13 protein-coding genes are annotated in these 16,563 nt (G+C 46.0%); 8 read left to right on the forward strand and 5 right to left on the reverse strand.

From position 1 onward, the window contains the following. Window positions 1-23: 23 nt before the first annotated feature. The gene (locus tag Q4Q52_RS07270) at window positions 24-671 is read right to left on the reverse strand and encodes a glutathione S-transferase family protein (protein WP_311990213.1); all 648 of its coding nucleotides are present in this window, start codon (window positions 669-671) and stop codon (window positions 24-26) included. A 206-nt stretch (window positions 672-877) separates the two neighbouring features. Here Q4Q52_RS07270 and Q4Q52_RS07275 point away from each other — a divergent pair, with 206 nt between their 5' ends. Next, complete coding sequence (locus tag Q4Q52_RS07275; RefSeq protein WP_311990214.1) at window positions 878-1,567, forward strand: DNA-3-methyladenine glycosylase I; 690 nt, start codon at window positions 878-880, stop codon at window positions 1,565-1,567. A gap of 132 nt (window positions 1,568-1,699) precedes the next feature. On the opposite strand, the gene Q4Q52_RS07280 is transcribed toward Q4Q52_RS07275, so the two are convergent. Beyond that, the gene (locus Q4Q52_RS07280; RefSeq protein ID WP_311988740.1) at window positions 1,700-2,446 is read right to left on the reverse strand and encodes a TorF family putative porin; all 747 of its coding nucleotides are present in this window, start codon (window positions 2,444-2,446) and stop codon (window positions 1,700-1,702) included. Window positions 2,447-3,344: 898 nt separating this feature from the next. Between Q4Q52_RS07280 and Q4Q52_RS07285 the strand changes: the two genes are divergently transcribed. The 4 genes from Q4Q52_RS07285 to Q4Q52_RS07300 all read left to right on the forward strand — a co-directional run bounded on the left by Q4Q52_RS07285 (window position 3,345) and on the right by Q4Q52_RS07300 (window position 8,392). Next, complete coding sequence (locus tag Q4Q52_RS07285; protein ID WP_220591495.1) at window positions 3,345-4,490, forward strand: efflux RND transporter periplasmic adaptor subunit; 1,146 nt, start codon at window positions 3,345-3,347, stop codon at window positions 4,488-4,490. Window positions 4,491-4,499: 9 nt separating this feature from the next. Next, a complete protein-coding gene (locus Q4Q52_RS07290; RefSeq protein WP_220591494.1) occupies window positions 4,500-7,634 on the forward strand; it encodes an efflux RND transporter permease subunit in 3,135 nt (1,044 codons plus the stop codon). A gap of 133 nt (window positions 7,635-7,767) precedes the next feature. Then, the gene (locus Q4Q52_RS07295; protein ID WP_311990215.1) at window positions 7,768-8,031 is read left to right on the forward strand and encodes a hypothetical protein; all 264 of its coding nucleotides are present in this window, start codon (window positions 7,768-7,770) and stop codon (window positions 8,029-8,031) included. Between the two features lie 37 nt (window positions 8,032-8,068). Then, window positions 8,069-8,392 (forward strand): hypothetical protein, encoded by a 324-nt coding sequence (locus Q4Q52_RS07300; RefSeq protein ID WP_261272301.1) that lies wholly within the window; start codon window positions 8,069-8,071, stop codon window positions 8,390-8,392. 74 nt (window positions 8,393-8,466) lie between these two features. On the opposite strand, the gene Q4Q52_RS07305 is transcribed toward Q4Q52_RS07300, so the two are convergent. Then, complete coding sequence (locus Q4Q52_RS07305; RefSeq protein ID WP_106648966.1) at window positions 8,467-10,089, reverse strand: AbgT family transporter; 1,623 nt, start codon at window positions 10,087-10,089, stop codon at window positions 8,467-8,469. Between the two features lie 562 nt (window positions 10,090-10,651). Here Q4Q52_RS07305 and Q4Q52_RS07310 point away from each other — a divergent pair. Genes Q4Q52_RS07310 through Q4Q52_RS07320 form a run of 3 tightly spaced genes read left to right on the forward strand, consistent with a single transcriptional unit; the run spans window position 10,652 to window position 13,060 of the window. Next, window positions 10,652-11,218: a LemA family protein gene (locus Q4Q52_RS07310; protein ID WP_259582100.1), complete on the forward strand. Its 567-nt coding sequence runs from the start codon at window positions 10,652-10,654 to the stop codon at window positions 11,216-11,218. A gap of 49 nt (window positions 11,219-11,267) precedes the next feature. Further along, complete coding sequence (locus Q4Q52_RS07315; protein ID WP_311990216.1) at window positions 11,268-12,305, forward strand: DUF3137 domain-containing protein; 1,038 nt, start codon at window positions 11,268-11,270, stop codon at window positions 12,303-12,305. Continuing rightward, the gene (locus Q4Q52_RS07320; protein ID WP_311990217.1) at window positions 12,305-13,060 is read left to right on the forward strand and encodes a lytic transglycosylase domain-containing protein; all 756 of its coding nucleotides are present in this window, start codon (window positions 12,305-12,307) and stop codon (window positions 13,058-13,060) included. The genes Q4Q52_RS07315 and Q4Q52_RS07320 overlap by 1 nt, the downstream gene beginning before the upstream one ends. Before the next feature lie 68 nt (window positions 13,061-13,128). Here the strand turns inward: Q4Q52_RS07320 and Q4Q52_RS07325 are convergent, their stop codons facing one another. Together Q4Q52_RS07325 and Q4Q52_RS07330 are read right to left on the reverse strand one after the other, a co-directional pair. Further along, window positions 13,129-13,974 (reverse strand): 23S rRNA (adenine(2030)-N(6))-methyltransferase RlmJ, encoded by an 846-nt coding sequence (locus Q4Q52_RS07325; RefSeq protein WP_006079458.1) that lies wholly within the window; start codon window positions 13,972-13,974, stop codon window positions 13,129-13,131. 92 nt (window positions 13,975-14,066) lie between these two features. Next, complete coding sequence (locus Q4Q52_RS07330; RefSeq protein WP_311990218.1) at window positions 14,067-16,331, reverse strand: bifunctional diguanylate cyclase/phosphodiesterase; 2,265 nt, start codon at window positions 16,329-16,331, stop codon at window positions 14,067-14,069. Window positions 16,332-16,563: the final 232 nt, after the last annotated feature.

Consider the following 16,563-nt stretch of genomic DNA (forward strand, 5'->3'; position numbering starts at 1 on the left):
TGTGTTGAGGCATGACTTACCCGCTAAGGTATGCCTCTTATTCCCGCCGTTTCCTCCATTTCAGCCAGTAACACCTCTTCTTGTACTAACATCCAAGCGCCACGCAATTGTGCCTGCTGCCAATAGCGCACGATTTCATCTAAATCCAATAGGTTTAGATGTTGGAAGCTATAGCTTAAACAAGGGATGAGTGCACAGTCGGCTAAGGTAAAGCTGTCGCCACAGACCCAATGATGTTGTGTGAGTTGCGCGTCTAAGCGTTGAAACTGTGTCAGTAGTTGTTTCTCTAATTGTTTGATTTCGAACTCGTTGCTGTCCTCGGTATGCTTCAACTTTTCTAATTGAAATAATGGGTTATTAATATCATTGTCTATGATGCGATCGAACAAACGCACCTGTAAGTTGCGTTGCGGTTCTTGGGGGAGCAACTGGGTACTGTTATTAAAATGCCTATCTAGGTATTCGATAATAATGCTGGATTCGGGTATCAGCTGTTCATTTTGTGCTTTAAGCAGGGGGATTCGCGCTTGCGGATAACGTTGGTGAAATTCCTTGCGTGAAAAAGGGTCGCGCAGATCTATGATTCTGGGATAGAAATTGGCCTGCTTTTCATAAAGTGCGATCAACACCTTTTGCGAATAGCGTGATAAGGGATGATAAAAAAGCTCCATAGGCACTCACTCCAAACCCTGTATTTTACTGACTTTACGCCTTAACTTTAGTCGTAATTGAAGCGCTTGCTGTAAGAGTTTTCTTAAAAAATGCTGGAATAAACACAATTTTTCTTGGCAAAGCCAAATGATCCATCAGGGGTAAAAATAGGTATTATGAGCCCATATAGGAAGTGTCGGGATTTAATTATTTTAAAGGTAATAATATGAGCCAGTTAGAGCGTTTTTCATCTATTTATGCCAGAGCCAGTGTGCGCAAAGGCGGCCCTGCGGGGCTCGAAGCCTTATTATCTGGTTGCCTGTCCGATGATGAAATTCGCCAGTATCGGGATGCTGAATTATTGTCTGCGATGAGTCGTCAGGTGTTTCAAAGTGGCTTTGTGTGGCGGGTAGTTGTTAATAAATGGCCTGAATATGAGAAGTCATTCTTTGGGTTTGAACCGCATAAAGTCTTGATGTTATCTCCAGAGCAAATTCAAGCGCGGGCGAGTGATGCGACGCTGATCCGCCATTTAAAAAAGACTCAAGCCATTTATGATAATGCTTTAATGATCCACGATATTGCTCGCGAACATGGCAGCTTGGCGCAGCTGATCGCCGCTTGGCCGACGCAGGATATTATCGGTTTATGGGCACTGTTGAAGAAACGTGGTACTCGACTGGGCGGCAACACAGGTCCTTATTTTCTGCGCGGTATTGGTAAAGATACCTTTTTGTTAACCGATGATGTGCAAGGCTATTTTAAAGCGCACAAATTGGTCGATGCGGGTTTTACGTCGCAGACAGCGCTTAAACAAGTACAAGCTGTATTTAATCAGTGGCAACAGGAATCAGGGCGTTGTTTGGCCGACATCAGCCGTATTTTGGCCTGTAGTGTAGGGGATAATCGAATTTAGGATATTTAGATTTAGCACTTGTAAGCGCAACATAAAAAAGACCAGCCGCGGGGCTGGTCAAGGCTCTATTTATCAAGCCACTGGAGTGCCGCAGGGAAGCAGCGGATGAGCGGGTAACGCGACTAACTACACTTAAAAACTTTTACTGATGCCAACCACAAATCTGTCATCGAAGATTTCAGTCTGAGTGCCATAGACTTTGTGGTCGGTATCCACTGTGCTGCCGTGGTAACGGACATCAAAATTCAACCCGTAGAATACTTTGCTAAGACCTAAGTTCCAGTGTCCCCAACCTTCGGCACCTTCACCGCTCAAGTCTTGATAACCGACTGAGCCTGAGATTTTCACGCCATTATCGAAGTTATAGCTTGGATGTAAGGCGTAGTTCACGCCGTGCCAGCCATCGACTCCAAACCAATCATCGACTGTGGGCGTGACTTCTAATTGCAGGTTGGCACGGCCAAACTGTTTGCCGACTTTGAGCCAGAGTTCTGTGTAATTTGAATAGGATGCACCCGGGTAGAGGTATGAAAATAGCATTACATCATAGGTAAATCCTGAGTCGCCAAATTCACCAGCTTTGCCGATAAAAGGCGCGGTAACTATCTCTAAATTAGGATCGGCAAACTTGATGTTGGAGCTAAATACCCCTGCATACCAACCTTCATTATGATTCCAGCTTAAGGTGCCTTGCACTACGGGGATATCACCATCTAAGGTTTCAGATTCACCGCGGAATACATAATCGGAGGCAAAGTTAACATTGGCATTAATCGTACCGCCTAAGAGCTGGTTGTCATCGGCCGCTTGGACAGTCATAGCAAGGGAAAGTAACGCCCCGCTAAGCAAAAATGTAGTGCGAGTCTTCATAATCATCATCTCAAAATTATTTCAAAATATTGGGAGTTGTTAGCGCACCATTATCGTAAAAATAAGTTGTGAATAGCCGTGATGCTTGGAATGAACCAATCACGAAAATATGTGAATGAATATGAACAAATGCGTTTTTAAGCGAGGAATTTTTAGCTTTGTAAGCAATATTCGTCATTAAAGAAGTGTTAATTGTGGGAGTCTGAGTTTCATTTAATGGGGTATTAAACTGGATTTCGGGTTTGCTCCGCCTATGGCTAACCACTAAAATAACCCGCTCAGTATGATTTGAGACGGTTACTTTTATTGTTGTGGGTTTGACTCAAGCCATTGGCGCCGTATTTCGGCCATATGTTTGAGGTAACAAACTGCACATTAATCCGCTAAATGATGTTTTTACGCGTAGGCAGTCTGAAGCCAATTCCTTGTTTACTCTCTTTCGGTATTGTCAGTCTTGATAGGGTCGTTTTTAGCGACTTGATGCTGAGAGTGGCCTGAGTAAAAACAACAGCGCTGCGTTTTTGTCTCTATGTACAAATTATTGCAACAAGTGGCGGTTAAGCTAACGCCGTTGAGCTGTGTGCCTTGGCCTGCGCTAAGTGTAGAATATGAACAGATTTGCAACATATTCAATATGGAGTAGGCTTATTGGGTGTTTTACGGCATATCCCTCTAACAATGTTGCTCAAAGTTAACGGGATTCTTAAATCGAATAACAATTCGATGAATATAGTAATGCCGAATGAGTGAAAATTTTCATTAGTTTACAATTTAGTTTCGTTATCTTCCTTGTTGATTCATATAGGCTATGAGATAAATAACGGATTTGATTTTAGTTACAATTACGGCTCGTGTCAGCGCAATAAGTGTACTGGTATGTGGGCAGTTAATATTTGAAGGAGTTCTCATGCGGCAGACAATTAAACTTGCCTCAGTTATAAGCGTGGCGTTATGGATGGCAGCTTGCAGCCCTCAAGAAGAGAAAGCTCAGGCGGGCGCTGGCCCACGTAGTATGGAAGTGGGAATCCTTAATGTTGTTGCCCAGCCACAAGTGATTCAGGTGGAATTACCTGGACGCAGTAAAGCTTTCCTCGAGGCTGAAGTTCGTCCACAGGTTAACGGTATTATCACTAAGCGTAGTTTTGTTGAAGGCGGCAATGTGAAACAGGGTGAATCCTTGTATCAGATTGACTCTTCAACTTACAAAGCTGCGTTAGTCAGTGCCAATGCCGATTTAGCCAGAGCCAATGCGGGTTTAGCCTCAGCAAAAGCTAAGGCGGCACGTTATCAGCAACTGGTGAAAACCAACGCCATCAGTAAGCAAGAATTTGATGAAGCTGAAGCGGCTTACAAAGAAGCATTAGCGAACGTCACAGTGGCAGAAGCTGCGATTAATACAGCTAAAATCAACCTGCAATACACTGAAGTATTAGCGCCTATCTCTGGTCGTATCGGTAAATCGAGTGTGACTGCGGGTGCGTTAGTGACTGCCAACCAAAGCCAAACATTGGCGACGATTCAACAACTTGATCCTATCAATGTGGATATCGCGCAATCGAGTGCGCAGTTGTTACGTCTTAAGGCTAAGTTGAAGCAAGGTAAGCTACAAGCGTCAGAAAATGCAGACGTGCAATTGTTGCTCGAAGATGGCAGTCAATACAGTCATCCGGGTAAGTTGCAGTTTGCTGAAGTGAGTGTGGATCCAAACACTGGTTCAGTCATTCTGCGCGCTGAATTTCCTAACCCTGAAGGTATCTTATTACCGGGTATGTATGTTCGCGCTATGTTAAATGCGGGCACGGATCCACAGGCTATCTTAGTTCCGCAAAAAGCGATTACGCGTAACTCTAAAGGTGAAGCTGTGGCTATGGTGGTGAATGACCAAGGTTTAGTCGAAGCGAAAACTGTGACGACCGCTGAAGTGATTAACAACCAATGGCGAGTCACTTCTGGTTTAGCTGTGGGCGATAAGTTGATTGTGGAAGGATTACAGAAAGTTCGTCCCGGCGCTCCAGTAACCACCAAAGTTATTTCTGAAACGCAAGCACAATAGGGCATAGCTATGGCACGTTTTTTTATTGATCGCCCCATCTTTGCGTGGGTGATCGCCTTGATTATTATGCTGGCGGGGATCCTCTCGATCCGCTCGCTGCCAGTGTCTCAATATCCTAACATTGCACCACCGACCGTAGTGATCAGTGCTAACTATCCTGGCGCTTCCGCTAAGATCGTTGAAGATTCTGTGACTCAGGTGATTGAGCAACGTATGACGGGTATCGATCATCTCCGTTATATCGCCTCAGCCAGTGACAGTTTTGGTAATGCTGAGATCACTTTAACCTTTAACGCTGAAGCCGATCCGGATATTGCACAGGTTCAAGTACAGAACAAGTTGCAGGGCGCTATGACCCTGTTACCGCAAGAAGTGCAGGCGCAAGGGGTTAACGTTAACAAGTCGAGTTCTGGCTTCTTAATGGTATTAGGCTTCGTATCGACTGATGGTTCGTTAGATAAGGGCGATATCGCCGACTATGTTGGTGCGAACATCCAAGATCCTATGAGCCGTGTTCCTGGTGTAGGTGAAATTCAGCTGTTCGGTGCCCAATATGCGATGCGTATATGGCTAGATCCGTTGAAGTTGACTCAATATAACTTAACTAGCTTAGATGTTATTGCGGCGATTCGTTCTCAAAACGCTCAAGTCTCCGCTGGACAGTTAGGTGGCGCGCCATCTGTGGCTGGCCAAGAGCTGAACGCGACCGTATCGGCGCAAAGTCGTTTACAAACGGCTGAAGAATTCCGCAAGATTATCCTTAAATCGGATATTTCAGGTGCAAATGTCTTCCTCGGTGATGTGGCGCGAGTTGAGTTAGGTTCTGAAAGTTATGCCGTGGTGTCACTGTATAATGGCCAACCTGCAACAGGGTTAGCGATTAAACTGGCAACGGGTGCTAACGCGCTGGATACAGCATCAGCAGTCCGTGAAAAAATCGATGAGATGAAGCCCTTCTTCCCGCAGGGATTAGAAGTTGTTTATCCATACGATACAACGCCTTTCGTTGAGCAATCTATCGAAGGTGTGGTGCATACCTTGCTTGAAGCTATCGTACTTGTGTTCGTTATCATGTACCTCTTCCTGCAAAACTTCCGTGCAACCTTGATCCCGACTATTGCAGTGCCTGTGGTATTGCTGGGTACCTTTGCGATTCTATCGATGGCGGGTTTCTCGATTAACACCCTAACCATGTTCGCTATGGTGCTCGCCATCGGTTTGCTGGTGGACGATGCGATTGTGGTGGTGGAAAACGTCGAGCGGGTGATGTCCGAAGAGGGCTTAAGTCCACTCGAAGCGACGCGTAAGTCGATGGATCAAATTACCGGTGCCTTAGTCGGTATTGGTCTGACCCTATCTGCTGTGTTTGTACCTATGGCATTTATGTCAGGTTCAACGGGTGTGATTTACCGTCAGTTCTCTATCACTATCGTCTCTGCGATGGCGCTGTCTGTTCTGGTGGCGTTGATTTTAACGCCAGCACTGTGTGCGACTATGTTAAAGCCAGTCAAGAAGGGCCATGGTCACATAGAAACAGGCTTCTTCGGTTGGTTTAACCGTACTTTCGATAAGCTGACTAATCGTTATGAATCGAGCGTAGCCGGTATCATCAAACGCAGCTTCAGAGTGATGACGATTTATGTTGTGCTGGTGATTGCAGTGGGTTGGATCTTCATCCGTATGCCTACCGCCTTCTTGCCAGACGAAGACCAAGGTATTTTGTTTACCCAAGCGATTTTGCCGACTAACTCAACCCAAGAAAGCACCCTAAAAGTATTGGAGAAAGTGTCTGATCACTTTATGGCTGAAGAAGGCGTGAGATCGGTATTTAGCGTGGCGGGCTTCAGTTTTGCGGGTCAAGGGCAAAACATGGGTATCGCTTTCGTTGGCTTGAAGGATTGGTCTGAGCGTGAAGCGCCAGGCATGGATGTTAAGTCTATTGCGGGTCGTGCCATGGGTGTGTTCGGCCAGATGAAAGATGCCTTAGTTTTCGCCTTCGTACCGCCTGCGGTTATCGAGTTGGGTACGGCGAACGGTTTCGACATGTACTTGCAGGATAAGAACGGCCAAGGTCACGAGAAGTTAGTGGCGGCACGTAACCAACTACTGGGCATGGCGGCACAGAATCCAAATCTGGTGGGCGTGCGTCCTAATGGCCAAGAAGATGCGCCGATTTATCAATTACATGTAGATCACGCTAAGTTAAGCGCGTTAGGCATTGAAATCACCAATGTGAACAGCGTGCTTGCGACGGCTTGGGGTGGTTCTTATGTGAACGACTTTATCGACCGCGGCCGCGTGAAGAAAGTGTATGTGCAAGGTGATGCCCAGTATCGTATGCAACCAGGAGACTTAGACACTTGGTATGTGCGCAATAACAAGGGCGACATGGTGCCATTCTCAGCCTTTGCGACGGGTACATGGGAATACGGTTCCCCACGTCTAGAGCGCTTTAACGGCTTACCGTCTATGAACATTCAGGGTGCTACGGCTCCTGGGTTCAGTACCGGCGCGGCGATGGAAATCATGGAAGACCTTGCTAAGCAGCTTCCTCCTGGTTTTGGTGTTGAGTGGAACGGCTTATCGTACGAAGAGCGTCTATCGGGTAACCAAGCGCCTGCGCTGTATGCCTTGTCGATCTTAGTGGTATTCCTCGTACTGGCTGCACTCTATGAGAGCTGGTCGGTGCCGTTTGCCGTTGTGCTTGTGGTGCCACTCGGGATCATCGGTGCCTTGATTGCAATGAACGGTCGCGGCTTGCCAAACGACGTATTCTTCCAAGTAGGACTGTTAACCACAGTAGGTTTGGCAACTAAGAATGCCATCTTGATTGTGGAATTTGCGAAAGAGTTCTACGAGAAAGGTTCTGGCTTAGTCGAGGCGACCCTGCATGCGGTACGTGTACGTTTGCGCCCTATTTTGATGACGTCTCTCGCCTTTGGTTTAGGTGTAGTGCCATTAGCCATTAGCTCGGGTGTGGGTTCTGGTAGCCAAAACGCCATTGGTACTGCGGTACTTGGCGGTATGATGAGCTCGACCTTCCTAGGTATTTTCTTCGTACCATTATTCTTCGTGATAGTGGAGCGTATCTTCAGTAAGCGTGAGAAGAAAGCTAAAGAAGAGAAGCCAAGCTCAGCTGAATAAGCTCAGTCGTTTCTAAACTAAAGCCCTGCAATAGCGGGGCTTTTTGTTATTTTAATGCTGTTAGTTATAAAGATGGATAGGCACTGTGCGCGAGTTCTGGCATATTGCGCTTAGGCCGTTAAGAGGAGGATACATGGATGATGCAGCATTGCAATTGCAAAAACTAGATGCACTACTTGCAAAGGGTAAGTGGTACTTTATTTTAGTCTTTGGCGCACTTTATTGGGGTATGCTGACGTCCCTCGTGGTCGCCTTAATCCATTATTTTATCTCGGGCGATCCATTCTGGGCGGAACTGCAAAGAGCGCTCTATATTTATCCCATTGGCGGTATTTTATTTGGTTGGTTTGCGTGGGTGCTGATTAATCGTAAGCGAGATAAACTGCGCGCCCAATAGCATCAATAGTTCTGGTTAAGCTGAGTGTAGGGGTGACATGGTGTTTTCGTGGGGTAATCTTGCAACTAAGCAACTTATCGTGGGAATGATATGCTATACCATAGCGCTGGCGTTTTTGGCCTATGGCGTTTATGCGTTTTATTTAGAGTCGCTTGCAGTGCCCGAGTTAACCCGCTGCGTCGGTGCTGCCGTGTTATTTGTGGGAATGGGATTAGCACCGCAATTCTTTTTTATGCCAGTAAGCCAAATCGTGTCGCAAGCCAAAGACACGCCAGAAAAATCCACACTGCAAACCTATGTGTTTAATCTCGGTATTTTTTTGATGATCTGCAGTCTGTTAATGGAATGGCTATACGACTAAATCTACGGGTTTTAGTGGATCAACCCGATAAAGTAAGGGCGTCGACTTGATCATCGACGCCCTTTTTATTGCGATTAAGGCGTGTAGTAAGTTGCAGCGCCCGGCCCGACGGGCAGACCAAAACCAAATACCCACAGGAAGAAGAACGCTGTCCAACCCACGAAAAACACCAGGGTGTACGGCAGCATAGTGGCGATCAGCGTGCCTATACCGAGGTTTTTCTGGTAACGACAGGCGACCGCTAATATCAAACCAAAGTAGCTCATCATAGGTGTGACTAAGTTAGTCACTGAGTCCCCAATACGGTATGCCGCTTGAATTGTTTCGGGCGCATAGCCGACCAGCATCAGCATAGGCACAAAAATCGGAGCGGTAATGGCCCACTGTGCCGAGGCGCTGCCGAGCATCAAGTTGATAAAGCCGCAAAGCATAATAAAGAACAGGAACACAATAGGGCCAGTCAGACCTATGGATTGCAGCCCATCAGCCCCTAACACTGCGAGTACCGCACCTAAATTACTCCAGTTGAAGAAGGCGACAAACTGCGCGGCGAAGAAGACGAGTACGATGTACATGCCCATAGTGCTCATGCTGTGGGACATGGCATTGATGACATCTTTATCATTTTTGATGCTGCCCACGACTTTGCCGTAAATAAAGCCCGGTATGGCAAAACAAATAAAGATGAAGGCGACTATACCCTTGAGGAAGGGCGAACCTGAGATAAGGCCAGTTTCTGGATGACGCAGCGGTGCACCTTCGGGGACGACTGAAAGCGCTAGGATAACGGCGAGCACTAACATAGATAACCCTGCCCATTTTAAGCCACGCTTTTCAATCGCACTAACGCTCTCCATTGATTGCAGTACGGTTTCATCCGCATCTTCACCTTGGTATTTGCCTAACTTAGGCTCGACGATTTTCTCGGTAACAAAGGCGCCGAGGAAAGTGATCACAAAGGTGGAAACAAACATGAAGTACCAGTTCACTTCTGGGCCGACGTTGTACTCAGGATCTATCATGCGCGCAGCTGCTTCGGTTATGCCAGATAATAAGGGATCGACAGTACCCAGTAACAAGTTAGCACTATAGCCTCCTGAAACCCCTGCAAAAGCTGCAGCCAAACCCGCCAGAGGATGGCGACCTAGGGAATGGAAAATCATCGCTGCCATAGGGATAAGCACCACATAGCCAAGCTCGGCGGCTGTGTTAGACATAATGCCGGCAAAGACTATGGTCACAGTAACCAATCGCTTTGAGGCGCCCATGACTAATGCACGCATAGCGGCGGATAATAAGCCAGAACGCTCAGCAATCCCGACGCCAAGAAGTGCGACGAGCACAGTGCCAAGCGGTGTAAATCCGGTAAAGTTAGTCACCAAATGCGACACTATCATCCGCAAGCCTTCGGCGTTCATTAGGCTAACCACATGAATTAACCCGTCTGCACTGCGGCCATGGGAGCCAACGGGCCTTGGGTCGACAACGGTTAAACCAAAGTAACCCGCGATGCCTGAAATAATGACCACAGCAACACAGAACAGTGCGAAAAGGGTGATTGGGTGGGGAAGAAGATTACCTAAGCGTTCAACAATATTGAGAAAACGCACAAACCAACCACTGGTGCTGATATCGCCATGTTGTGGATTTGGCTCAGGAGCCTTTTTTGGGGGGATATCACCGGAATTAAAACTCATCGTACTTCCTTTATGTCGACCTTTGCGCAGCGCACTATCTTTTACCCTAGAACTGGCGCGAGGCGTTGCCGACGGCCGATGACGTGGCTGAGGGGATGACTCTGGCTGCAAATACTCTGGGTGAAAGCTAAGGTAAAAGTTAAAAAATTAGCCGGAAAGTATGATTGTTAAGTTTTAATTGAAACTTAAATGTTGCGATGAGCGATATTGAAGCGGTTAGGAAAAAATAGGATAAAAAAATGGACTCTCGAGGAGTCCAGTATTCACGAGCAAAATTGGATGCTCTAATGTTGTGCCAATACACTATAGACCTTGTTTGCTGTATCGGAGCTGAATATCGTTAAATTTCTATTTTTATAGTGCTTTTTAATTCACATGAACAAAGATTATGGCCTAAAGTGGGATTTTGCTGGTGGTCGAAGCTCTAGATAACTGCTTCTACTGTCGCCAGCTCTGACCAGCGAATAATTTCATCGACTTAATCTGTGCCATAGGTGAAATTTCCGCTCATTTATGATTAGCTGTATCCTGTTAACAAGAATAAGAAACCTAAGGATGGAAGATGGAAAAATTGTTATTGGGATTAACGCTGATTTTTATCGTGACCTATCTTTGGTACGTCAGCTTAGTCAAAAAGCGCAATACCGCACTCGAGGCCCTGTCAGGTATTGATGTACAACTTACTAAGCGTGCCGATCTTGTGCCCAATATTCTAAAAATCGCTAAACGATTTATGGATCATGAAAAGTCGTTGCTCACTGAAATCACCGAATTACGTACTCAGCTTAGCCGTAATTATAACAAGGCTGATCCGAGTGCCGTTAAAGAGCATTTAGTTCAGGCTGAGCAGTTGAACGACAAAATGGGCGCCTTGATGGTGAATGTGGAGAACTATCCTGAGCTCAAGTCCGACAACACTATGCTGCAGGCGATGCAGACCTATAACGAAGTCGAAGCGCATATCTCCGCTGCGAGACGTTTCTATAATTCGGCAGTGTCAGAGCTTAATACTGCTGTTGAAATCTTCCCTGGCTCGATTATCGCTTCAATGGCGAGTATTAAAGTAATGCCTTTTTATGAAGTGAGCGAAGCGGCAAAAGCGCCCATAGATGCGGCGGAATACTTGTAAGCCTAGCTGTGCAGGGTGAGCTATCACCCTGCAATACTATGATATCAATATGAATATTTTAACCTTCATTTTAGGTAGCCCGATTCAAACTTATCGGGGTCATGTTGGTTTGTCTGCGGATTTGGATGAACTTCCTCAACTCGAAGCGTATTACGAAGAACACCTAGCCCCCATTAGTCGTAAATATGAAACTAAGCGCGTGGCCTGCCTTAAGGCGGCGCGCAAACGTTTATATTTGAGTTTGATGATAGTACTTGGGCTGACCTTGCTGACTGTGATTGGCTATTACCGCGGCGTTGCTTATTTTCCTCCTTTACCCTTGCTTGCTTTAGTTGGGTTGAGCTGGTGGAGCTTTGCGCCGACTCGAGATTTTAAACATCTGGTTCAACGGGATATTTATCCACTGATGTTTAAATATTTCGGAGATGATTTTGTTTATAGCCGCGAAATGCGCCTCGATATGAATCGACTCGTTGCGGCTAAGGTATTGCCGCAATACGATAAAGTCAGTTTCGGTGACTATATTCAAGGCCGCTATAAAGGCGTTGAGCTAACTGTAAATGAACTCACCTTGACCAAAAATGTGCAAGTCGAAGAGCTGGATGCCAGCACCAATAGGCGCAGAACCGTTACCCGCACCGAAACCCAGTTTAGTGGCTTAGTGGTTGAGCTGAGTAGCCATAAAGCGTTTATCGGCCACACTGTGGTGCTGAGGGATCGCGGTGGTTTAGCGAATTTATTGTCTGACAGCCATGCTGGACTGGTGCGAGTGAAACTTGAAGATCCGCAATTCGAAAAAGAGTTCGATGTGTTTTCAACGGATCAAGTTGAGTCTCGCTATTTGCTCAATACGGCATTTATGGAGCGCTTACAGGAACTTGCCAAGCATTTTGGTGGAAATATTCAATGCGCTTTCTTTCGCAACAAGTTGATTATGTTCCTGCCAAATCGCAGAACGCGTTTTCAAATGCAGTCCATTTTTAATGGTGCGACCTTTTCAGCAGAATTTAGTCAGATAAACCGAGAGATGAAGCAACTCTTTGCTATTATTGAAGTACTTAAACTTAATCAGCACACGGGACTTTGATGTTGCTCACTCGCTCGGTACCGACTCGTACACTGATGGCAGCGGCCTTTTTATCGCCTCGCAGCCTTGCCGTGTTGGGTCTGTGTTTATCGCTGATATCGAGTCTGATGATGAGTGTAAACGCGGAGGAGGCGAGCGTTAAAGCTAAGCCGCGTATCGTTGCCAGATATTCAGAGAGCGGCATAGTCAGCCGTGAAGGCTTAGAAAAACTCAAGATTTATCAATACCAACAAGCCAATGGTGTCACTGTATTTACCGACAAAGCCCCTGCCAATAACCCATATCAAATTCTGTTGTATGACTGTTTTGCCTGTCGCCCCGACTCGACTATAGATTGGAATGGTATCCGTTTATTTACCGCCAATTACGATGCCCTGATCACCCGTGCTGCCCATAAACATCAACTCGACCCCGCCTTGATCCGCGCCGTGATTCACGCAGAATCAGCCTTCAATGCGCGTGCATTGTCGCGTACTGGCGCTATGGGATTGATGCAATTAATGCCTGAAACGGCTAAAGAAATGGGTGTGGCAAACGCGTTTTTACCCGAAGAAAATATCTTAGGTGGCAGTAAGTATCTGGCGCAAATGCTAAAACAGTTTAACGGGGATGTGGCCTTGGCTTGCGCGGCCTACAATGCGGGGCCGACAACTGTGGTGCAGTACAATGGCATTCCACCCTATCCTGAAACTCAAGCCTATGTTGAGCGGGTGAAAATTCTATTAAAGCGTTATCGCGAGCAGAAGGGCGTTTAGCTGTAGGCTTTGTGAACTAAAATCAAGCGGCGAAAACCTGAGATCATCACCGCCATTTGAGTAGAAGGTTATTCGCCGACTTCCCATTTTACTGTGATATTACCGTCCGCTTGTCCGAGCGTCTTACCTAAGTAATCCATTAATTCGGTTGCGATTTCATCTAACTGCCAAGGCGGATTGATGATCCATAACCCTGCCGCTGTCATGCCAAACTCATCCGAATCGGGTTTAATCGCCTGCTCAATTCTCAGCTGACGTTTAATACCACTGCTGGCGAGGCGCGATAACATGCCTTCGGTCTGAGCGCGATTTACCACGGGATACCAAAGCATAAACACGCCCGTAGCAAAACGTTTATGCGCTTTAATCAGGGTTTCGGCTACATCTTGATAGTCGGTTTTCATCTCGTAGCTAGGATCGACGAGCACCAGAGCGCGGCGCTCTAATGGTGGCACTGCGGCGATAAGGCCTTTTAAGCCATCACCTTTGATCACTTTTACTTGCCTGTCTTCGCAGAAATAATCGTCCAGCAACACATAATCAGTGCTGTGCAGCTCGTGCAGCACCATGCGATCTTTAGGCCCCAATTCCATGTCTATAATGGCAGGCGAACCTGGGTAGAAGTTGAGTTCGTCAGGATTTTCTTCATTAAAATGACGCACGGCGGCGACATAGTCCTGCAGCGATTGCGGCAGATCAGTTTTATCCCAAAGCTTAGCTACACCTTCGAGGTATTCACCGGTTTTTTGTGCAAATTCATCGCTTAAAGCATAACCACCTGCACCCGCATGGGTATCGATATACACGAGTGGTTTGTCTTTCTTGTGCATCAGCTGCAAGGTTTGAAGCAAGATGGCGTGTTTCAACACATCGGCATAATTGCCAGCATGATAACCATGGCGGTAACTTAACATGGGGGATCCTAGTAATTTGCAAACAAAGCAAAGAGAGGCAAATGCCTGACGCCAATTATACCTGCGATGCTTGTAGGCGTAAATTTAATGCCTCAGTTGGCGCTCTTTTTATTGGCGAACCAGTGTGTGGGCGTTTGCATTTGAAAGGTTTTCAGCCATAGATTCGCGGGTGCGGGTTTACCGAATAGATAGCCTTGAAATTGTTCACATCCTAACGCCGTGAGTTGCAATAACTGGGCTTCGGTTTCGATACCTTCGGCAATGACGTTGAGTTTTAAGCTCTTGGCTAACAGGATGGCGGCGTTGACAATTTGGGTATGGCGTTCACTAATGCCCATTTGACTGACAAAGCAGCGGTCGATTTTAATCGTGTCGGCACTGATATCAATGAGTTGGCTTAATGACGCATGGCCAGTACCAAAATCGTCAATGGCGATAGATACTCCCATGCGAGCTAAGGTGTTTAGGCGTCGGCCCGTTTCTTTATGGGTTGAAAATACTGAGGTTTCCGTGATTTCAATCTCTAATAATGGGATGAGTTCGGGGTGATTCATATAGGTTTGGATCAACACTTTAAAGAAGCGATCCGATAAAATATCTTGCCCAGATAAGTTGAAGGCTATCCTGACCAGAGGCACATTTTTCGGCCAAGAACGGATCAGTTGTAGTAATTGCCTGAAGACTTTTATCGCAAAAATCGCCTGTAATTGGGATGACTCTATGATGGGAATAAACGTGTTCGGCATAATCATAGTGCCGTCTTCATCGAACATTCTTGCCAGCGCTTCAAAGCTAATAATGTGGCCATCTGCCCTTACTTTAGGCTGTAGCCACATTTCCAGACGATTGTGTTTCAATGCGTCGCGAATTTTAGCTTTCTGCGATGAGGCTTCGAGAAGATTATTAATCAAACCAATGTAATACACCATGACTGGGCTAGCTTGGGTGGTTTGCTTAATGGCAATTAAACATTGCTCTGCGGCTTGCTGCGGTGAGGCTTTATTGCCCGAACTGCAACCGACTCGGCACTCGAGATGATATTCAATCTGTTGTTCTTGCTTAAGCTGCAGGTGTGTTGGAATACGCTCGCGTAATTGCTGCGCGAGGTTTTCGGGGGAGATCAGCGGCAGGCTGGTAAACTCAAGCGCAAATGAGGCTCCCCTAAACCGGTATATTTTTGCGTGATGCCCAAAGCGATTTTTGAGTTCAGTCGCAAAGCCTTTTAGGATGGCATCCCCGACGCTGATACCGAATGCCGCATTGATTTGACTCAGATTATCAATTTTGACTAAGGCGACTGTCATATCCAAATGGATCGTACTTGGGGCTGGGTTATACCAGTGATTCTCGTTGGGTAATCCGGTCACTAAATCATAGAAATGTGTGCTGATATGGTACTTTTTAAGTCGGCTTAGTTCAATCGCATGGTTTGCCTGTTCTGTGACATCGTGGCAGTGAAACAACAAAGTGTCATGGTGCTCTAATGAGGCTTTCTGCAGCAGATATTTAATACTGTTATTGTTCTTTAAATGGGTCGGAAACGCGGCCGCCAGTAAATTTGTGCTGGTATCTTCGGTAAGTTCAAAAATGTCACATAGGCGAGTGCGGTTTAGTGTGACCTCTCCGGCGATTTCTTTGGCCGCATTATTCAGGTTGAGGATCACGCCGTCCTCATTACAGAAGAAGGACGCGGTACCATTATTTTCAAAGATTTCAGCATATTGATCTAAGGTACGTTGCAGATCATTTTGATGCTGGATCATTTGCTGCGCATGGACTTTCTGGGTTTTTAGCAGGCGCATCGCCGACAAGGGAATACAGATATTAAAAAAGACAAACAGCAAGCCATTCAGATAAGCGTGGGTCGCAGGCAGACTGATATCAATATCAATAATCGGGGGAATATTTTGGTTACGCAGTAGCAGTAGAAAAGGCAATACATTAAAAAACATCAGAATAACGGCTACTTTTCTGCCAAATAGAAAAAGCGCCATTAAGGGCAAGGTATATAAGAAGGTAATCCCTGCCTGGGATAAGTTAAAGTCTGGAATAAACAAGAGTATAGAAATACAGGCGGCAATCACCATGGCCAGCAGGCTAATTGAGCTGGCGAGTAAATATTTGCGGGTAAACCATAACGCCAAGAACAGTACAGTTAGAAAGCTGACCGTAATGCTGATAATGAAAGCGAGGTTTAATTCATACGCAATTAAAGAGCTATGCAGCACTATGCTAGTGGTCAACATTGCGCCACTGAGCAGAATAATCCGCAATAAGCTGGTTTTTAGTATTGTTCTATCAGGATTTAAAAAGTCTTGATCCCTAATAAACAAAAAACCTTTCAGCCATTGAAGCAAAAAGAGTCCTTATCCCATACGGAAGTCACGCAGGTTGACTGGGGATATAACATATAACATAAATCACTTAATTGTTATACAAATAGATTACTATCTTTATAAATCAGTGGATTACAGTGTGATGCTTGTTTGAATCCTTAAGGGTGCACTGCGACAAATTGACTAAGACAGTGATGAGTTTGCTGATGTGATTTGCTGACTGGCATATTCATAAACGAGATTTTTAGGCATA

Origin of the sequence: Shewanella sp. SP1S2-4, assembly GCF_031932075.1 — a bacterium.
GTDB lineage: Bacteria > Pseudomonadota > Gammaproteobacteria > Enterobacterales > Shewanellaceae > Shewanella > Shewanella baltica.

Coding starts and splice junctions, on each gene's coding strand:
- Q4Q52_RS07270 (WP_311990213.1), bottom strand. CDS start 671: ATGGAGCTTTTTTATCATCCCTTATCACGCTATTCGCAAAAGGTGTTG.
- Q4Q52_RS07275 (WP_311990214.1), top strand. CDS start 878: ATGAGCCAGTTAGAGCGTTTTTCATCTATTTATGCCAGAGCCAGTGTG.
- Q4Q52_RS07280 (WP_311988740.1), bottom strand. CDS start 2,446: ATGATGATTATGAAGACTCGCACTACATTTTTGCTTAGCGGGGCGTTA.
- Q4Q52_RS07285 (WP_220591495.1), top strand. CDS start 3,345: ATGCGGCAGACAATTAAACTTGCCTCAGTTATAAGCGTGGCGTTATGG.
- Q4Q52_RS07290 (WP_220591494.1), top strand. CDS start 4,500: ATGGCACGTTTTTTTATTGATCGCCCCATCTTTGCGTGGGTGATCGCC.
- Q4Q52_RS07295 (WP_311990215.1), top strand. CDS start 7,768: ATGGATGATGCAGCATTGCAATTGCAAAAACTAGATGCACTACTTGCA.
- Q4Q52_RS07300 (WP_261272301.1), top strand. CDS start 8,069: ATGGTGTTTTCGTGGGGTAATCTTGCAACTAAGCAACTTATCGTGGGA.
- Q4Q52_RS07305 (WP_106648966.1), bottom strand. CDS start 10,089: ATGAGTTTTAATTCCGGTGATATCCCCCCAAAAAAGGCTCCTGAGCCA.
- Q4Q52_RS07310 (WP_259582100.1), top strand. CDS start 10,652: ATGGAAAAATTGTTATTGGGATTAACGCTGATTTTTATCGTGACCTAT.
- Q4Q52_RS07315 (WP_311990216.1), top strand. CDS start 11,268: ATGAATATTTTAACCTTCATTTTAGGTAGCCCGATTCAAACTTATCGG.
- Q4Q52_RS07320 (WP_311990217.1), top strand. CDS start 12,305: ATGTTGCTCACTCGCTCGGTACCGACTCGTACACTGATGGCAGCGGCC.
- Q4Q52_RS07325 (WP_006079458.1), bottom strand. CDS start 13,974: ATGTTAAGTTACCGCCATGGTTATCATGCTGGCAATTATGCCGATGTG.